This window comes from Microbulbifer maximicatervae (SeqCode) (genome assembly GCF_052467305.1).
Map to the genome: position 1 here is coordinate 1818942 of NZ_CP174306.1, position 15031 is coordinate 1833972.

12 protein-coding genes are annotated in these 15031 nt (G+C 47.5%); 2 read left to right on the top strand and 10 right to left on the bottom strand.

Features of this window, described 5'->3' with window-relative positions:
• Positions 1 to 167: 167 nt before the first annotated feature.
• Positions 168 to 749, bottom strand: a complete 582-nt coding sequence (locus ACJJI4_RS08160) for an SEL1-like repeat protein (RefSeq protein ID WP_444927691.1) — start codon at positions 747 to 749, stop codon at positions 168 to 170.
• A 1278-nt stretch (positions 750 to 2027) separates the two neighbouring features.
• Between ACJJI4_RS08160 and ACJJI4_RS08165 the strand changes: the two genes are divergently transcribed.
• Entirely contained in the window at positions 2028 to 2879 is an 852-nt protein-coding gene (locus ACJJI4_RS08165) for a hypothetical protein (protein WP_444927692.1), read from the top strand.
• A gap of 281 nt (positions 2880 to 3160) precedes the next feature.
• Here the strand turns inward: ACJJI4_RS08165 and ACJJI4_RS08170 are convergent, their stop codons facing one another.
• From ACJJI4_RS08170 to ACJJI4_RS08205, 8 genes are all read right to left on the bottom strand, one after another.
• Entirely contained in the window at positions 3161 to 3436 is a 276-nt protein-coding gene (locus ACJJI4_RS08170; RefSeq protein ID WP_444927693.1) for a TehB-like domain-containing protein, read from the bottom strand.
• A 51-nt stretch (positions 3437 to 3487) separates the two neighbouring features.
• Positions 3488 to 4387, bottom strand: coding sequence for an alpha/beta fold hydrolase (locus ACJJI4_RS08175; protein ID WP_444927694.1), 900 nt, complete (start codon positions 4385 to 4387; stop codon positions 3488 to 3490).
• Positions 4388 to 4475: 88 nt separating this feature from the next.
• The gene (locus tag ACJJI4_RS08180; RefSeq protein WP_444927695.1) at positions 4476 to 6911 is read right to left on the bottom strand and encodes an ABC transporter permease; all 2436 of its coding nucleotides are present in this window, start codon (positions 6909 to 6911) and stop codon (positions 4476 to 4478) included.
• Positions 6908 to 7624: an ABC transporter ATP-binding protein gene (locus ACJJI4_RS08185; protein WP_444927696.1), complete on the bottom strand. Its 717-nt coding sequence runs from the start codon at positions 7622 to 7624 to the stop codon at positions 6908 to 6910. Before ACJJI4_RS08185 ends, ACJJI4_RS08180 begins: the two co-directional genes overlap by 4 nt.
• A 35-nt stretch (positions 7625 to 7659) precedes the next feature.
• Positions 7660 to 8910 carry an efflux RND transporter periplasmic adaptor subunit gene (locus tag ACJJI4_RS08190; protein ID WP_444912966.1) on the bottom strand — a complete coding sequence of 417 codons (1251 nt, stop codon included), beginning with the start codon at positions 8908 to 8910 and terminating at the stop codon, positions 7660 to 7662.
• 499 nt (positions 8911 to 9409) lie between these two features.
• Positions 9410 to 10741: a prephenate-dependent tRNA uridine(34) hydroxylase TrhP gene (gene trhP, locus ACJJI4_RS08195; protein ID WP_444927697.1), complete on the bottom strand. Its 1332-nt coding sequence runs from the start codon at positions 10739 to 10741 to the stop codon at positions 9410 to 9412.
• A 179-nt stretch (positions 10742 to 10920) separates the two neighbouring features.
• Entirely contained in the window at positions 10921 to 11490 is a 570-nt protein-coding gene (locus ACJJI4_RS08200) for a cytochrome P460 family protein (RefSeq protein ID WP_444927698.1), read from the bottom strand.
• A gap of 87 nt (positions 11491 to 11577) precedes the next feature.
• Positions 11578 to 12222: a Crp/Fnr family transcriptional regulator gene (locus ACJJI4_RS08205; protein WP_444927699.1), complete on the bottom strand. Its 645-nt coding sequence runs from the start codon at positions 12220 to 12222 to the stop codon at positions 11578 to 11580.
• Between the two features lie 137 nt (positions 12223 to 12359).
• On the opposite strand from ACJJI4_RS08205, the gene ACJJI4_RS08210 reads away from it, so the two are divergent.
• Positions 12360 to 13844: a bifunctional 2-methylcitrate dehydratase/aconitate hydratase gene (locus ACJJI4_RS08210; protein ID WP_444927700.1), complete on the top strand. Its 1485-nt coding sequence runs from the start codon at positions 12360 to 12362 to the stop codon at positions 13842 to 13844.
• Positions 13845 to 13966: 122 nt separating this feature from the next.
• Here ACJJI4_RS08210 and ACJJI4_RS08215 read toward each other — a convergent pair whose 3' ends face one another.
• Positions 13967 to 14905 (bottom strand): porin, encoded by a 939-nt coding sequence (locus ACJJI4_RS08215; RefSeq protein WP_282932674.1) that lies wholly within the window; start codon positions 14903 to 14905, stop codon positions 13967 to 13969.
• Positions 14906 to 15031: the final 126 nt, after the last annotated feature.

The window sequence follows — 15031 nt, forward strand, 5'->3', positions numbered from 1 at the left end:
GGAGTGATGGCAACTGGTAGTTTCTATGTGTGATAATTCTTTAGGGAAGCTTCCTCTTCCTCCAAAAAGGGCAGACTTGATATTCATTAATTATCACTGCTGCTTTATGCTCTTCTTTAAGAACCATATATCAATAGTGAAAGGTACATAGCAAGTCCGGATTGGTTTTACATGGTTGATTTTGCAAAGTGTAAAGCTTTTGATTGTTCCTCTGAGCTCAGAAGCGCTTTCAATCTTTTAACCTCTCTCTTCGCATCCAGATAAATACTCTGATCGGATTCACTGAGATCTTTATGGTTTGGATAGAGTAAAAATATAGACTCATACCAGCCCAGTGCCTGAACAGGGTCTCTGTATTTAAAGTTGTCGTCTGAATAGGCAGCACCGAGGTGCCTTCGCGCTTCAAAACCACCTTTTTTTACGACTTGCTTCCATGTGTCGACAGCAGCGGCCCGGTCCTGCTCAACACCTAAGCCGTTATAAGTGAGAAAAGTTAATGTACTTAGCGCCATTGCCTTTATCTCTGCATCTCTTGCATATTTTATAGGTGTCTCTAAGATATATTTCCAATGCGAGGCTGCGACTGAATAAATTTCATGTCGATACGCAGCTGTTCCCATGTAGAACTGACACTCAATATCTGTATATTCCATCTCCTCTAAATATTTTTTATCACACTTTTCCGCATGCGAATAGGGCGAACAAAGGAAAACCAATGCGATTACTGTAAGGGCTATCGTTCTATTCACTAAAGTAAAATTCCGTTCAATAGTAAAATGTAAGGTGGAAATCTATAATTGCCACTAAAAAATGATTTTTATATATCTAGGTGTGATGTACCAATTTATAAGATCGGAGATAAGGTGTTTCTCATAATCGCGCTCTTTGACTCTGGGCTGCCTATAAGGAGGCAGAATGTTGACAGGATGCAACTCTTCAGAGTAGTTAAGTTGATACATACTTAGATCCCCAGGCCACAGCTCATTGTTCAGTGTGTCCTCTTGGTGTGCGCAACTAGTAAGAGTTAGGGATACTAGAGCAGATAATATTAATTTCGTTGTCATTTTTTCCTTGGGCTTGAACACTGCTATCTTGGATGGCTGAGTCAAATTATTACTGTAGTTAAACTGTTTCCGAGTATAAAGTCGGCGAGCTTTGACCTAGAAGCTCTCTGATGACTATTGATATCCAACGACTATCCAGAAATTTTGTAAGTTTGGCAACCATATGATTCTTAGACCGCCCAAACCCTGTGTCATTGATGGCAAATAGGCTTGGCTAAAATTGGTAGTCCTGAGTAAAATTCAACCAAGGTGTTCGTTTTTTGATAAGTGGTGAGTTGACTCTACTTGGATATTTAAGAGAGGGGACCTTAATGAAACAAGGGTACGAACTCACCACACTATCGGGCACCTCCGACAGGGATCTTTCCAAACTAAGAAATATTACAGATCTGACCACCAGCCGTAAGTAGCTGCTGTAATTCCTTGTGATTCAACCACGTGACTTAATTATAGAGAAAGAATAAATATGCCATAAACACATGAAAGGTATTAAGTCGTTACAAAGGATTTGTAGTTGCAGGAATGTTCAGTTAGTAAATTATGGAGAAACAAGCAATCTACTTCCACGGAGAATATCTGCCTTTGCCCCGTCTTTCACACACTATCACTTTGCTGTTGCAGCCGAGCTAGCCAAAGTCATTACTTGGCTTGCTTATATCAATTATGTCGGCATGCAGAGTATTACAGCTTGTTTTGAGAAAGCTCCAAATTTAGCGTGGAGTTTTATATGGTGCGCCAGTACTATTAGAGAGGTGCAGGAATAGGTGTATAAGGAAAAAGGGGTAATTAAAAATTAGCCTTTACCTGTGGCTAATTGTGGCCGGATATTGATGGCTGGAGGTTGTCATGTTTTTTCTGCATGCAGCGCAAGAAAGCCTGAAAAATTATTGAACTCAATACAAGTAAAGGGTTCTATGCTTGTGAGAATATTCATCACTAACTTTTTTGTTGGAATTCACGCTGTTGATTAAAAAATATATTGCTGTTCTTTCGGTGCTGTATTGTATAGGCGGAGTTAAGTCTCATGCTGTTGAAGCGACTTATAGTGCGATAGAGAAAAAGATAGTAAATCATTGTGGAGCTTGGTTTGATTCAAAGGAGTTTTCTTTTGATAATGCAAGAGACTCTAAGTTTGAGATCAAGGAAGTCTCTGGTGGAATTTGTATGGATGGACCCATACATCGCAATGAAGCCGAGCTAAAATTTAAATCTAAAACCTCCAATTTGGTAGATGGCTCCGACTTAACTGTTGTTGTGAGGTCCCCTGGTGGTGAAGGTCGTCCCGCAGTGAATATTGCTGAGGAAATTTCAAGGTTAAGAAGCACAGTTGTTGGCTTTGATTTATGTGCATCTGCTTGTGCGAATTATATTATGGCCGCCGCCAAAAAGAGAATCGTGCATGATGATGCACTGCTTCTTTTTCATGGGGCGCCGTCCTATCAAGGTTTGGTAAATATTTTGGAGGTTAAAAGTAATGATTATTATGATGTCACAAACGATACTCGTGTGGATTCTATTCGGTATCAGGTAAGTTTCTTAAAAAAACAAGAAGAGCTCTTGAAGGGCGCTGGAATAAAACCTTATCTTTTCTCTTGGATGATGCTGTTTGATCAAATGGAGGCTGATGACAGGGTGAAGTTTTGCCCGGTGGGGACCTCTATGATCCTTTATTCACCCAAGATTTTGGATAGCTTTGGTTATAAAATACATATCTATAAAGGCCCTAAATCTCAAGATGAGCTAGATTTAATTTATCCAGCTAAAGGTGCTAGGCATAGGATGTGTTACTGGGATAGCGAGTCTGTAGTAATCTAAAATCAACCTTACCTATTATGATTCGTTACACAGAGATACTTGTGGTAGATAGGCGAATGGAAAGAATGCCCCACGCTTGATTTGAATGAGGCATAGATGCCGATCACGAGCTTACAGAAAAGTATCCACAGCGTCCCCTGAATGTAGTGTATTCTTTCCTTCTTAACCAATAGTAGGTCGCACCTTGTTGTATGCCACTAAATACCTTCTGAGCCTATCAGCTTTCTGAAACTTGAGGAAGTAAAATGTTAGCCAGGTCTAGCTAACTTGATAGTTTGATTCTATCGATAGAATTCAACATAAAATTTTACATCCCCTAACGGTCTTATGTGATGCCTTATAGTTGGCTCTACGACGCCAAACTTCTTAGGGCTCAGTTCAATAATTTCCACTTCGGGCTCTTGAATCGTATATTCCAATGATCCGGAGAGGATCACTATCTTCCCCCATACGCCTTCCTTGGTAGTATGATCTTTCAATAGCCCTGGAGGGATATTCTCCTCAGTGAATTCAGGGGTTTTGTTATATGGGGCTATATTTCTTGGAAATTCTTTCATTGATACTGGCCTTTTATCAATTTGGGTGGGTTTTGGCAGTCCAGGCTTTGTTTATAGGCTGACTTGAGACTCTTTGTTTGAATAGGCCTCAATAAACTTTAGATATGTCGAGACTAGAAGAGTAGGAGCTTCCCACTGCGGATAATGCCCAATCGTTCCCAGCTCAACAATATCCGTTGGCCGATCTATCAGTTGCCGAAATCGATCCACCATATGCTTCCCTGAAACTGGGTCTAATGAGCCATTGATTAGTAATAGGGGGCCGGGGTATTGCTTTAGGGCGTCGACCCAGCGCTGACGATGTTGGCGCCTGTCGCGCATATAGCTGATTAGTTTATAAAGGAGCCGGTTGCCATTCTTATATTGGAGAATTTGCCACAAGTCTCGCAACTCTCTGTCAGAGGGTTGTGTCTCTGGTCCGAAAATGGCACTGAAGCTGCGGCAAAACTGCCGGTAATTCATCAGTTTATTGATCAGGAAGCCTGCGGGAGAGAGCAGCAGTTTTTGTACGAAACGCGCTTGATGAGTTTCTGGAAATAGACCTCCGTTTAGCAGGCATGCTGAGGCATACATCGTGGTACCACCGCTATTGGCTCTGGCGAGTAACTCCTGGGCAACGGTATCCCCATAGTCATGGGCCAGCAGGTGGACCTTGTTGATGTTTAAATGTTGCAGAAGAGCTTCATGTAAATCAGCTTGCCCGTGGATACTGTAGTTATGCTGCTTGGGTTTGTCTGAGTAACCGAATCCCAGCATATCCATAGCAATACAGCGATAGTGCGCTGTCAGTTGGGCCCATACCTTTTGCCAGTCATAACTACTGGTTGGAAAACCGTGAATCAAAAGCAGCACTGGTTTATGTCGGCAGCTTGGGTTGCTATCGACATAGAAGAGTTGGTGGTTTTGATAATCAAAAATCTTTCCGTTTGATAACCACTGCTGAGGCTGCATTGGCTGTTCCATTTCTTATTGTTGTATTTGCTGTAAAGATTGCACGATGAGCGCGCAACCTCAAGCAGCGGCTACAGGTGGAAAGTAATTATCCTGTTCCTTGCAATGCGTAAATCGCGGGCTTGTTGATTATCTTCCATACTGAAAGCAGGGTCACCGAGGCGGTTAGGCCGATAATAAGCAATGGTGGTAGCAGCCAGCCCCATAGGCTGGTTTCAATACTGAACTCGCTTTGCTCAAGCCAAAGCGCCAGAGGGACTAGGACCAAAGTCGCTACAGCGATACCGATAACGACGGGAATCAGGCTATCGATCAGGGTGTGATAGAAAATCGTCGCTGGGCGGGCGCCGATTGCCATGCGCACGCCAAGCTCAGTACGCCGCAGTTGTACACTGTAACTGAGCACCCCAAAGATACCGATGGCAGCGAGGCTAAGTGCCAGTAATGTCAGGGCGGTGGTTACCCAAACTGAGACCCGGTCATTGCTTAGGAGTAGGTCTCGCGCCTGCTCCAGGGTGAATAGCTCAGAAACTTTGTACTGCCTGTTTACTTCGGCAAACTCCCGATTAATCTCTGTGGTGCTGAGCGGTTGGTGAGGCTTATGTCTAAGTACGAGTAGGGGATAGCTCACGTTGATACCGCGCACAAATAAGCGGGCGGGTTCCTTTTTGCCGGGCAGGCTTGCGTTGCGTACTACACCGACCACTTGGTAGGGCAAGTCACCTCGCCAGTAGTAGCGATTGCCTAATACTTCTCCATCCGGCTCCAGTTGCTGGGCCAGGGTTTCGTTGACGAGCATCATGCGATTGTTATCGGAAAATTCAGCCGCATTGATATGGCGGCCAGCTATCAAAGGCATACGCAAAATGGAAAGGTAGTTTTCGTCGACCACTGTGGTCTTGGCCATCACCGGGTTTTGTCGGCTGGCATAATGACTCAGGGATGTGGTCCAGAGTGGCCGGCTGATGGAGATAGGAGTGTTTAGGCTCAGGCTGGCATTTTGTACTTTAGGGTGCTCCAGCAATCTTTGCCTGATGGCCTTCAGATAACTCTCTCGTTCGGCAGTGGGGGCACTCCTAAGATTGCCGATATTCAGAGTCATCACTTGAACGTTGTCCAAGGGGAAGCCAAAGGGCTGGTTAATCAGTCGGTTAGCTTGAAGGAAAATCTGCAAGCTGGCGACGATAAGCAAACTGGTCATCGCCACTTGGCTGCTGATGAGGACTTTGCGGATTAGAGGCGAGATCTGTACGCCGGAACCTTTGCCGCTGCTCCGCAGCATTTGATTCAGTGCGCGGTAATTAACCTGGCGACTGACTATGGCTGAGAAGAACAGGGCGAGCAGTAAGGCACACAACAGTGCAAAAACCAGTGTCTGCCAGTTTAAGGTGAGCTCTTGAATGCGAGGAATTTGTTCCGTAGCCATCACCTTTAATACTTCCGTCGATCCCAGGGCTAAAAGTAGAGAAAGTAATGCAGCCCCTAACATAAGTAGGCCGATTTCACATAGCAGGGCCAAAAAGATATGTTTTTTATGTGCGCCCAGCGCGGCCTGTATCGCCATATTGCGTTGTTGTTTGGCTGCGCGAGAAAGAATCAGGTTGGTAACATTGGCGCAGGCAATTAACAGAAGCACCAGTGTACCGCCCATTACCATTAGGGTTCGCGTGGCGCTGTCGCCAAGTATTTTATTGGCGAAGGGGATGAGTCGGTATTCAACGGACCTTTCTACCGAAGAGGATCTTCCCGCTAGGGCCGCTTGATACTGAGCATCCATTAATGTGCTCAATTCATGCCCCGCACTGGCGGGGTCAATGCCCGGCTTCAGCTTTCCTGTGAGCATGCGGAAAGGCAGGAAGCCTCTCCAATTATTTCTGCGCTCTACTTGTGTATCGTTAAAGTCCCAGGGCAGCCAGACCGCCGTTTGCCGGCCCTGCTTATAGATTTGGGGTTCAATGAAGTCTTTGGCGGTGACGCCGACAATGCGAAAGTCCACCTCCCCAAATTGCAGGCTTTGCTCCAAGACATTTGGGTTGCGCCGGAACATCTGCTCCCAGATTTGATAGCTGATAACCGCCACAGGGACTCGGCTGTCGAGCCCTTCATCGGCATTGAATTGTCTGCCCAGGGCCAGGGGTGCTCCAGCCAGCTGGAGATATTCCGGAGAGACATAGGAAACATTAACCCGTGGTGATCCGGATAAATTGCGAACCACATCTTCCCAGAAGTACACCAGGGCGCTGGACTCGAAGAAACTATCGTTCTTATAGATTTCAACCAGGGCAGGGTATTGGCTGTTGTTTTCCAGCCGCAGCTGCTTGTTCTGGTAGAGATTACCATTCACGACATACAGCCGATCTTCGTCCGGGTAGGGTAGGGGTGCGGCTAACAGTTGGTAGTTGAGATTAAATAGTGTTACCAGGGCGCCGAGAGTGATACCCAGGGTCAGAATAATAGTGGTGGCGTAGCTCCGCGCCCGATTGAGGGACTGGAGGGCAATGGACAGGTCCTTTGTGGTGATCATAGGGCCATCTCATGGGGCTCTAGTATGGGCTGCGGCGTTGAGATTTTTCCATCCAGCAGATGCAATTGACGGCTGGCCATATCTGCATAGCGAGGGTCATGGGTCACCATGCACAGGGTGGTACCTTCATTATTGAGTTGCCGCAGCATTTCCATTACTGCATCGCCATTGTGGGAATCCAGGTTGCCGGTGGGCTCGTCCACCAGTAGCAGGGATGGATTGCCAACTAGCGCGCGGGCTATGGCGATTCGCTGCTGTTGGCCACCGGATAACTGGTTAGGTTTGTGAGAGGCCCGGTGACTCATTCCCACCTTCTCCAGGCAGTGTTTCACTTTTTTGTCGGCTTCAGGCTTGGGAATGGGATTGCGGCGGTATCGCAGGGGTAGGGCGATATTGTCGTAGACAGAGAGTTCGTCAATCAGATTAAAGGACTGGAAGATAAAGCCTACTTTCTCGTTGCGAATAGTCGCCGCCTCACTCAGCGACAATTGAGCGACTTCAATGCCTTCAATCTGATAGCTGCCGCTGGTGGGGAGGTCCAGCAGGCCGAGAATCGAGAGAAGTGTGGATTTACCGCAACCCGAGGGGCCGCAGATAGATACAAATTCCCCCTGGTAAATACTCAGGTCAACGCCCCGCAGGGCGTGAGTTTCCATTTCTTCGGTGCTGAACACCTTAGTGATCCCGGCCATATGGAGGATTGGCTTGGACATAGCGAACTCCCTGTTCTCGCTTTGGGTTTCAGGCTTTAGTCAACAATCTGGATATGCTCAGCTTCATTAAAATTGGCCATATCCGAGAGGATGATGCGGTCCGCTTCATTGAGGCCTTGGGTGATCTGGATATATCGACCTGACTCCTCGCCGAAGCTGATGGGCTGGAGTGCCGCTTCCTCCCCGTTTTCGTTAATCAGGAAGAGATTGGCCTCACTGTGCCTCTGCACATTGATAGGTCTCTCGACGAACAACGTATTTTCCATCGTGGCAGTGAATATCCGGGCATCGACGTTGAGCTGTGGCCTGGCAGACTCTGGCGCGCCCGCGCTAAAAGCAATTTCCACTTCAATATTGCCGTCCCGAACTTCAGGAGTAATACGGGTTACCATACCTTCGACCTTTTCTCTGCGGGTATCAATTTCAGCGGGCTGGCCAACCTCCAGTTGCTCTGCTTTGGATTGTGGTACTTGAACCAAAGCGAGAAGATCAGTCTCGCTGCCGATCAGCGCCAGCTCTTGCCCGGGATCGACACCTTGCCCCAGCTCTACTGGTAGTCGTTGCAGTATGCCGTTCAGGCCGGCGCGTACTGTCAGTCGGTCTGTACGTTGCTGGATACTTTGCAATTGGGTTTGGGCTTGGTTGATTTGCTCGCGCTGGATTAACTCTGATTCGACGGCGACTTTGCGCAAGTGATTGATACGCTGTTTTTGCAGGTCCACACGTTTTTTCATCTGTTCCTGGCGTAAGACGGTGGTTTGGTAGGTGAGCTGGGAAACCACTCCACTTTTTACCAGCTCGTCCTCAGCTTCGCGACGCAACTTGATCACTTGGTAATTGGAGTTCAATTCCGCGAGTATGGCTTCCTCCGCGAGAACATCGCGCTGGTTGTTCAGAACAAGCCGGCGCAGATTAGCTTCCTCTTGCTCCAGGGAGGTTTCGGCTGCATCCAGGTCGCGCATTAACTCTGGATTACTCAGCTGCATAATGATGCTATCACTTTGTACTTCTGCACCGGGACGCAACATGATTTTTTCAACATTCGCTGCGGTTAGGGCGGTAATTAAAGTCTGCTTGTCTGAACGCAGCCTACCGTAGCCATCTACCACAACTTGCAGGTCTCCCCGTTGGACGGTACCCAACATCAGCTGTTCCCGCTCTACCTTATAGGCGCTGTCAGGAAGTAACAGGAGGGTGCTGGTAAATGCCACAAAAGCAAGAGCAGCACCACCCAGCATTAAAGGGTGCTTAATCAGGGGGCGTTTCTTAGGTTTAATAATATCCATATTGCGGCATTTCCTTGGTTAAGCAATCGTTGCACGCTTTTCTACTGTGAAACCTTGATTCGGGGGCGAGTTAGAGGTGGAAAATCATAACTATTTAAAACGGGTGTATTCCTGTTGGAACTCCGAGGGAGGGCGGGTTTTTATCTTGTAATTAGTACTGTCGAGCATATTTTTGTGATCAAAACTCAGGGCTTTAAACGGGTTTTAGGTGAGGCTGAAAATGCAGGAAAATTGGTACAAGAACCAGTTGCTTGCGGTGAATGGTGGGGAAATACAGGACGGTTTGAATATTATGAGGTGGGCAGTAACTTGAGAGGTTTAACGATTACCCAATGCATTTTGAGGATAGGTTCACAAGTAAAATTGTGGAGATGTAGAGGGAATAAAGGTGTCGTGGCTTAGTGAATCCGGTAGATTGTCTAAACCACTACACCTTTAACAAAATATATTTGCAAAACGAAGAGCTTGATAAGCCATAGTGCAAATTACAGGCCGAGGGTTATCCCAGAGCTTTGACCAATAGCGCCTGTTGAAGTTGATCGTCATCAACCCCCTCTGGTCGGGGTATTTGCACGATATGCCCGGATCCTGGAGCTACATCGATCGCTTTGCCTTCCGTATTCTCCATTTGCTCCAAGGGGAAGAACAAGCTACCGCTGGGAGTCATTAACTCCAATTGATCACCGCGCTCAAAGCGATTTTTAACATCAATCGTCAAATACTCAGGACTTCCGTCAATAAGCTCGCCTACGAACTGTTGGCCCGGAGTTGATATCAACCCCTTTTCATATTGCTGGTATTCTGCTGGTGGATGGCGACGGTAGAAACCTTCCGTGTAGCCCCTATTCGAGAGGGTTTCCAATTCGTCCATCATCTTCATGTCAAAGTCTTTTCCTGCTGCAGCATCGTCTATCGCGCGACGATAGATCTGAGCAGTACGAGCCACATAGTAGTGGGATTTGGTGCGACCTTCGATTTTTAAAGAGTGAACGCCCATTTCCGAGAGGCGCTTGACGTGCTGTACGGCCCGCAGATCTTTGGAGTTCATGATGTAGGTACCGTGCTCATCTTCGTAGGCCGGCATATATTCTCCAGGGCGACCTTCTTCCTGTAGTAAAAAGGCCTGGGAAGTACTGTCACTGGCGGAGGTGGGTTGCTGGATAGGTTCCTGGGTTTGCACATGAATCAACTCGCCAACTTCATTCTCTTTGGCTTCATGAGCTTGGTATTGCCAGCGGCAGGAGTTGGTGCAGGCACCCTGGTTGGCATCTCTATGGGTCATATAACCGGATAGCAAGCAGCGCCCGGAATAGGCGATACAGAGCGCACCGTGGACAAAGACTTCCAACTCCATCTCAGGCACTTTCTGGCGAATTTCTTCAATCTCATCCAGGGATAATTCCCGGGAAAGTATTACCCGAGATAACCCCTGGCGATGCCAGAACTTTACGGTCGCGTAGTTTACCGCATTGGCCTGTACGGATAGGTGGACTGGCAGATCAGGCCAGCGCTCCCTTACCATCATTATCAGGCCTGGGTCGGACATAATCAGGGCGTCAGGCCCCATTTCGACAATTTCTTCCAAGTCCCGCAGGTAACTGCGAACTTTGTCGTTGTGAGCGGCGATATTAGAGGCGATATAGAACTGTTTTCCTTGCTGGTGTGCTTCTTCTATGCCTAGGCGCAGGGTTTCAATATTTTTAAATTCATTATTGCGCACACGCAAGCTGTAGCGGGGCTGGCCGGCATAAACGGCATCGGCACCATAGGCAAACGCATATCGCATATTTTTTAAAGTCCCTGCGGGGGACAGTAACTCAGGTTTAAACACGGAAAAACTCATAGTGGAATAGTCGGACGCGGCCGCATGTTAACGGTATTCAAGATCGCGCTAATTGATATAAATCAATTAGCGCTGGGGTGGGGGTGATAAGCTGTTATGGAGGGAATCTATGCTGTTACTCTAGCCGAATAATAGACCTCTAACCTCTGATTTTTGCTGTTTACTTTTTAGTTCTGCAGGACCTGCTGATAACCCTGTGTGTATACCCAGTCATTATTCTTGGCAGGCAAATGACATCCAAAACAGTTGTTAAGCCCGGTGCCTTTCCAGGTTTCAGTTTCACTTTTGGCTATTCCTGGCTTAAATAAAGCCCATCCCCAGCCTTCGGCCCAAGCCGGGTTTTCTGGGAAGCGGTTGTTATCGTCTTTTACCATCATAAAAGTGAATTGAAGGTCTGAAGAGTAATAAGCCAACCCTGTGGTTAAGGGCTCCGATTGGGTGCTATTAACATCCTTTACCAAAACTGTCCCATCGGGAAACTTCCCCTTTTTGCGATACCCTTCTACTGCCTCGGGTTGGGTATAAACATTATGAGTATCCCATCCATCGCCACTCGAGGACTTTACCTGATAGGAGCCCAGGAAGACCCATTCCCGGCGGTAATTATCCGGCAAAGTAATATTCCCCTGGCTATCAACCATGCTTTTATAGGTTGAATTGAGGTCTTCATCGGCCTTTGCAGAAATACCCAATACGAGTGTCAGAACTAAAGAGGTAAATAAGTAGGCGCTGCGCATAATCCTTTTCCATTGCTGTTGATGTGGGAGAGCTATACCCGGGTTTCAGCTGCTGGAAAGTATATGAAGGCGGGAAGGGTAAAACTGTCAGCTGGCTGACACTGGCGCATATATTTGGTTCTCTGCCAGGCCTTTTAACGCGGTTTGATCGAGAAGGCAGATATATTGGCGCGTATAGTCGATAACTCCATCAGACTTCCACTGTTTAAGCTGTTGGCTGACTGTTTGCCTGCTGCCACCAGCCATGACGGCCAGTTCGGACTGGGTCAACTTGATGTCTAGTTGATGTCCATGGCCACAGGGTTGTCCCCGGTAATTAAATAGTTGTGCTAACAGGTTGGCCAACCGGACCGGTAAGGGGGCGGTGATGTGGAGGAAAAGACGTTGCTGAAGCTGAGACTCCCTTGCGGCTAGTTGTTGCAACAGCTCATCGAGGGTCTGTGATTGGCGCGCCATCATGGCGTTTAGATGTTGAATGGAAGTAGCTTCCAGTTCACTGCCGGATTTGGCGGTTGCTTGAATGTCCAGGTTTTTCCCAGTTAGACCTGGTCCAAACCATGATCCGGGCCCATAGAGATCGATAATGGCTAGGTTGCCGCAGTAGTCCACTTTTTGGATAAGGACGTAGCCGGCATGAATAAAATAAATCTGGGGGCCAGAATCCCCTTGTCGGAATAATACCGTTTCTTTGAGGAATCGAAGTGTTTTTATTGGGTCGCTAGTTCGTTGCAAGTGGGTTGATTCCTGTTTTTAGAGATTCCTAACAATATAGAATTCTTCGGTCGTTTGTTTAGCTATCTGAAGTTTAGGAAGCAGCTAATCTTACTCCATCTGTTTTGCCCTCCGACAATTTCACGGGCTATTCAATCATGATTGCCGACCCCGCTCCGAATATCCGCCCCGATTACGATCAGGTGATACAGGATATCGCAGATTATGTGCTTCATTTCAAAGTGGGTTCCAGTGATGCTTGGGAAACAGCACGGTTAAGCCTGATGGACTCCTTGGGGTGTGCCTTTCTGGCGTTGAGTTTCCCTGAATGTACAAAGTTGTTAGGACCCTGGGTGGAGGGGACATGGGTGCCGAATGGGGCCCGGGTACCTGGCACCCGGTTTCGCTTGGACCCGATAAAAGCTGCATGGGATATCGGCTGTATAATTCGATGGCTCGATTACAACGACACTTGGTTGGCGGCTGAATGGGGGCATCCCTCTGACAATCTTGGGGCAATATTGGCCGTTTGTGACCACCTGTCGCAAGGGCGATTAGTTAAAGGGGGAAGCCCAATAAAAATGGGCGCGGTACTCGAAGCAATGGTCAAAGCCTACGAGATTCAAGGTGTCTTGGCATTGTCTAACAGCTTTAATCGGGTTGGGCTCGATCATGTACTACTGGTGCGGGTTGCTTCTGCCGCTGTGGCTGCCTGGCTTAAAGGTGCTGGGCGGGAGGAAGTAATGGCGGCGGTGTCTCAGGCGTGGGCGGATGGTGGAGCATTGCGGACCTATAGGCACTCCCCGAATACTGGATCACGCAAGTCCTGGGCTGCAGGTGATGCCAGTTCCCGTGGGGTTCGCTTGGCTGATTTGGCGATAAGTGGAGAAATGGGAGTGCCCGGAGTACTTACAGCAAAGCAATGGGGTTTTTATGATGTCCTGTTTAGCAAGACAAATGCTGAGCAGCAACTGAAACCACCATCAGAACGCAATTTTCAGTTCCCCAGAAGTTTTGGCTCCTATGTCATGGAGAATATCTTATTCAAAATTTCTTATCCGGCTGAGTTTCACGGTCAAACAGCTTGTGAGGCGGCAATTATTTTACATCCACAGGTTGCAGACCGTATCGATACTATTACTAAAGTAGTGGTGACCACACATGAATCAGCCCTTCGCATCATCACTAAATCAGGTCCATTAAATAATCCGGCAGATCGGGATCACTGTTTGCAATATATTGTTGCAGTGGCGCTTATTTTTGGTGACTTACAGCCAGGTTTTTATGAAGATGATTTTCATCGCGATCACAAAGAGATCGATATCTTGCGGGACAAGATTGAAGTGATAGAAGATAAAGGTTACTCAAGAGATTATTTAGACCCAGATAAGCGTTCTATAGCCAGTGCGGTACAAGTATTTTTTAAAAGTGGTGACGCATCAGAAAAGATTGAAGTTGAATATCCGATGGGACACCGCCGTCGCCGACGGGAGGGGATTCCGTTATTGGAAGATAAGTTCCGTAGTAATTTAGCTACGCGATTCCCTCAAGGGCGGGCTAACAAAATTTTTGCAGCTATTAATGATCTTCAAGGGTTAAAGCAGTTGTCAGTTAATCGCTTTATGGATCTATTGGTTATTTAGGGGCTCCTTAGGAAATTCCCCAGAGTGAAAAAGGCGGCCAAAGGCCGCCTTTTTCATTGCTCAATCTTCCCCAAGCGGCAGAGTCGCACTTTCCAATTTGGACCGCCACATTTAAGGAATGATTAGAACTTGTATTCAACACCAATACCGGCGTAGCTGCGATCGTAGTCTTCGTCAGCAGTTTCGTCGGTGTAGAAGCCGAAAATTTTGGCTGCGCTGTTGAATTTGTAGTCTGCGCCCAGGCTGAAAGTCTCGCCGCCTTCTTCTTTGATATCAGACTGGCCGTACTGGGCTTTCAGAGTCCACTGGTCCAGCTTGTAAGCAACAGAGCTCATCCAGCCGTCGACAGTTTCGCCGCCGTCAGCATCTTGCTCTTCGAACAGGGCGCCTACTTGTACAGGGCCGATGTTGTACTGAGCTACAAAACGATGAACGTCAACGTCCTGACCTTCAACGTCCTGGTCCATAGCGTAGGCCAGGTAAACACCGTTGTTGTCATAGGCGACAGACATGGAAACGCCGTTGTTGCGTTCTTCGCCGGTAGTTTCGTCAATAACTTCTTCTTTGTTGCTGATGAAAGCCGCAGAAGCTTTGAAGCCACCGAAAGAAGGAGTAGTGTACTGAAGTGCGTCTTCTTCGCGGTTATCGCTGCTGGTGATCAGGCTCTTGATATCGCCTTCGAGGTCGTTGAACAGGTCAACTTTTTTCTGGGCAACTTTCAGGGGAGTATCGAACTTACCAGCGATGACTTGGCCGAAGCCGCCTTCCAGACCTGCGTAGATGTTGCGCTGGGAGAAAGTATCGTCAGCGTCACCGTCCATATCTACTTCGTATTCCATACGGTAGATACCTTTAACGCCTTCAGTCAGGGCTATTTCACCCTTAACGCCCAGGCGGGAAGCGTTGCTCTGAACGTCGGTGACGGAATCGTCACCTTCGTCAGCTGCCTGGAAAGTGACATTGGCTTTGCCGTAAAAGTCGAGTACATCGCCTTCATCTTGGGCGTTGGCCAGAGCAGGTACCATGGCAACGATGGCCAGAGAGAGAGCGGTCTTATTCATAATCGTCTCGCACAGTTTATGGTTTTGGGTTGAAAGGTGCCTTCCGTGTCGTCCTAGTTGGCTGCCTTTCGATTTGGTGCGGATTCTGCGTTTTGAATATTACAAACATGTTAAAAATGGCATTTT

What these genes read in the sequence shown, in the direction of transcription:
- ACJJI4_RS08170 (WP_444927693.1), bottom strand. Translation starts at nt 3,436, where the DNA reads ATGAAAGAATTTCCAAGAAATATAGCCCCATATAACAAAACCCCTGAA.
- ACJJI4_RS08175 (WP_444927694.1), bottom strand. Translation starts at nt 4,387, where the DNA reads ATGCAGCCTCAGCAGTGGTTATCAAACGGAAAGATTTTTGATTATCAA.
- ACJJI4_RS08180 (WP_444927695.1), bottom strand. Translation starts at nt 6,911, where the DNA reads ATGATCACCACAAAGGACCTGTCCATTGCCCTCCAGTCCCTCAATCGG.
- ACJJI4_RS08185 (WP_444927696.1), bottom strand. Translation starts at nt 7,624, where the DNA reads ATGTCCAAGCCAATCCTCCATATGGCCGGGATCACTAAGGTGTTCAGC.
- ACJJI4_RS08190 (WP_444912966.1), bottom strand. Translation starts at nt 8,910, where the DNA reads ATGGATATTATTAAACCTAAGAAACGCCCCCTGATTAAGCACCCTTTA.
- ACJJI4_RS08200 (WP_444927698.1), bottom strand. Translation starts at nt 11,490, where the DNA reads ATGCGCAGCGCCTACTTATTTACCTCTTTAGTTCTGACACTCGTATTG.
- ACJJI4_RS08210 (WP_444927700.1), top strand. Translation starts at nt 12,360, where the DNA reads ATGATTGCCGACCCCGCTCCGAATATCCGCCCCGATTACGATCAGGTG.
- ACJJI4_RS08215 (WP_282932674.1), bottom strand. Translation starts at nt 14,905, where the DNA reads ATGAATAAGACCGCTCTCTCTCTGGCCATCGTTGCCATGGTACCTGCT.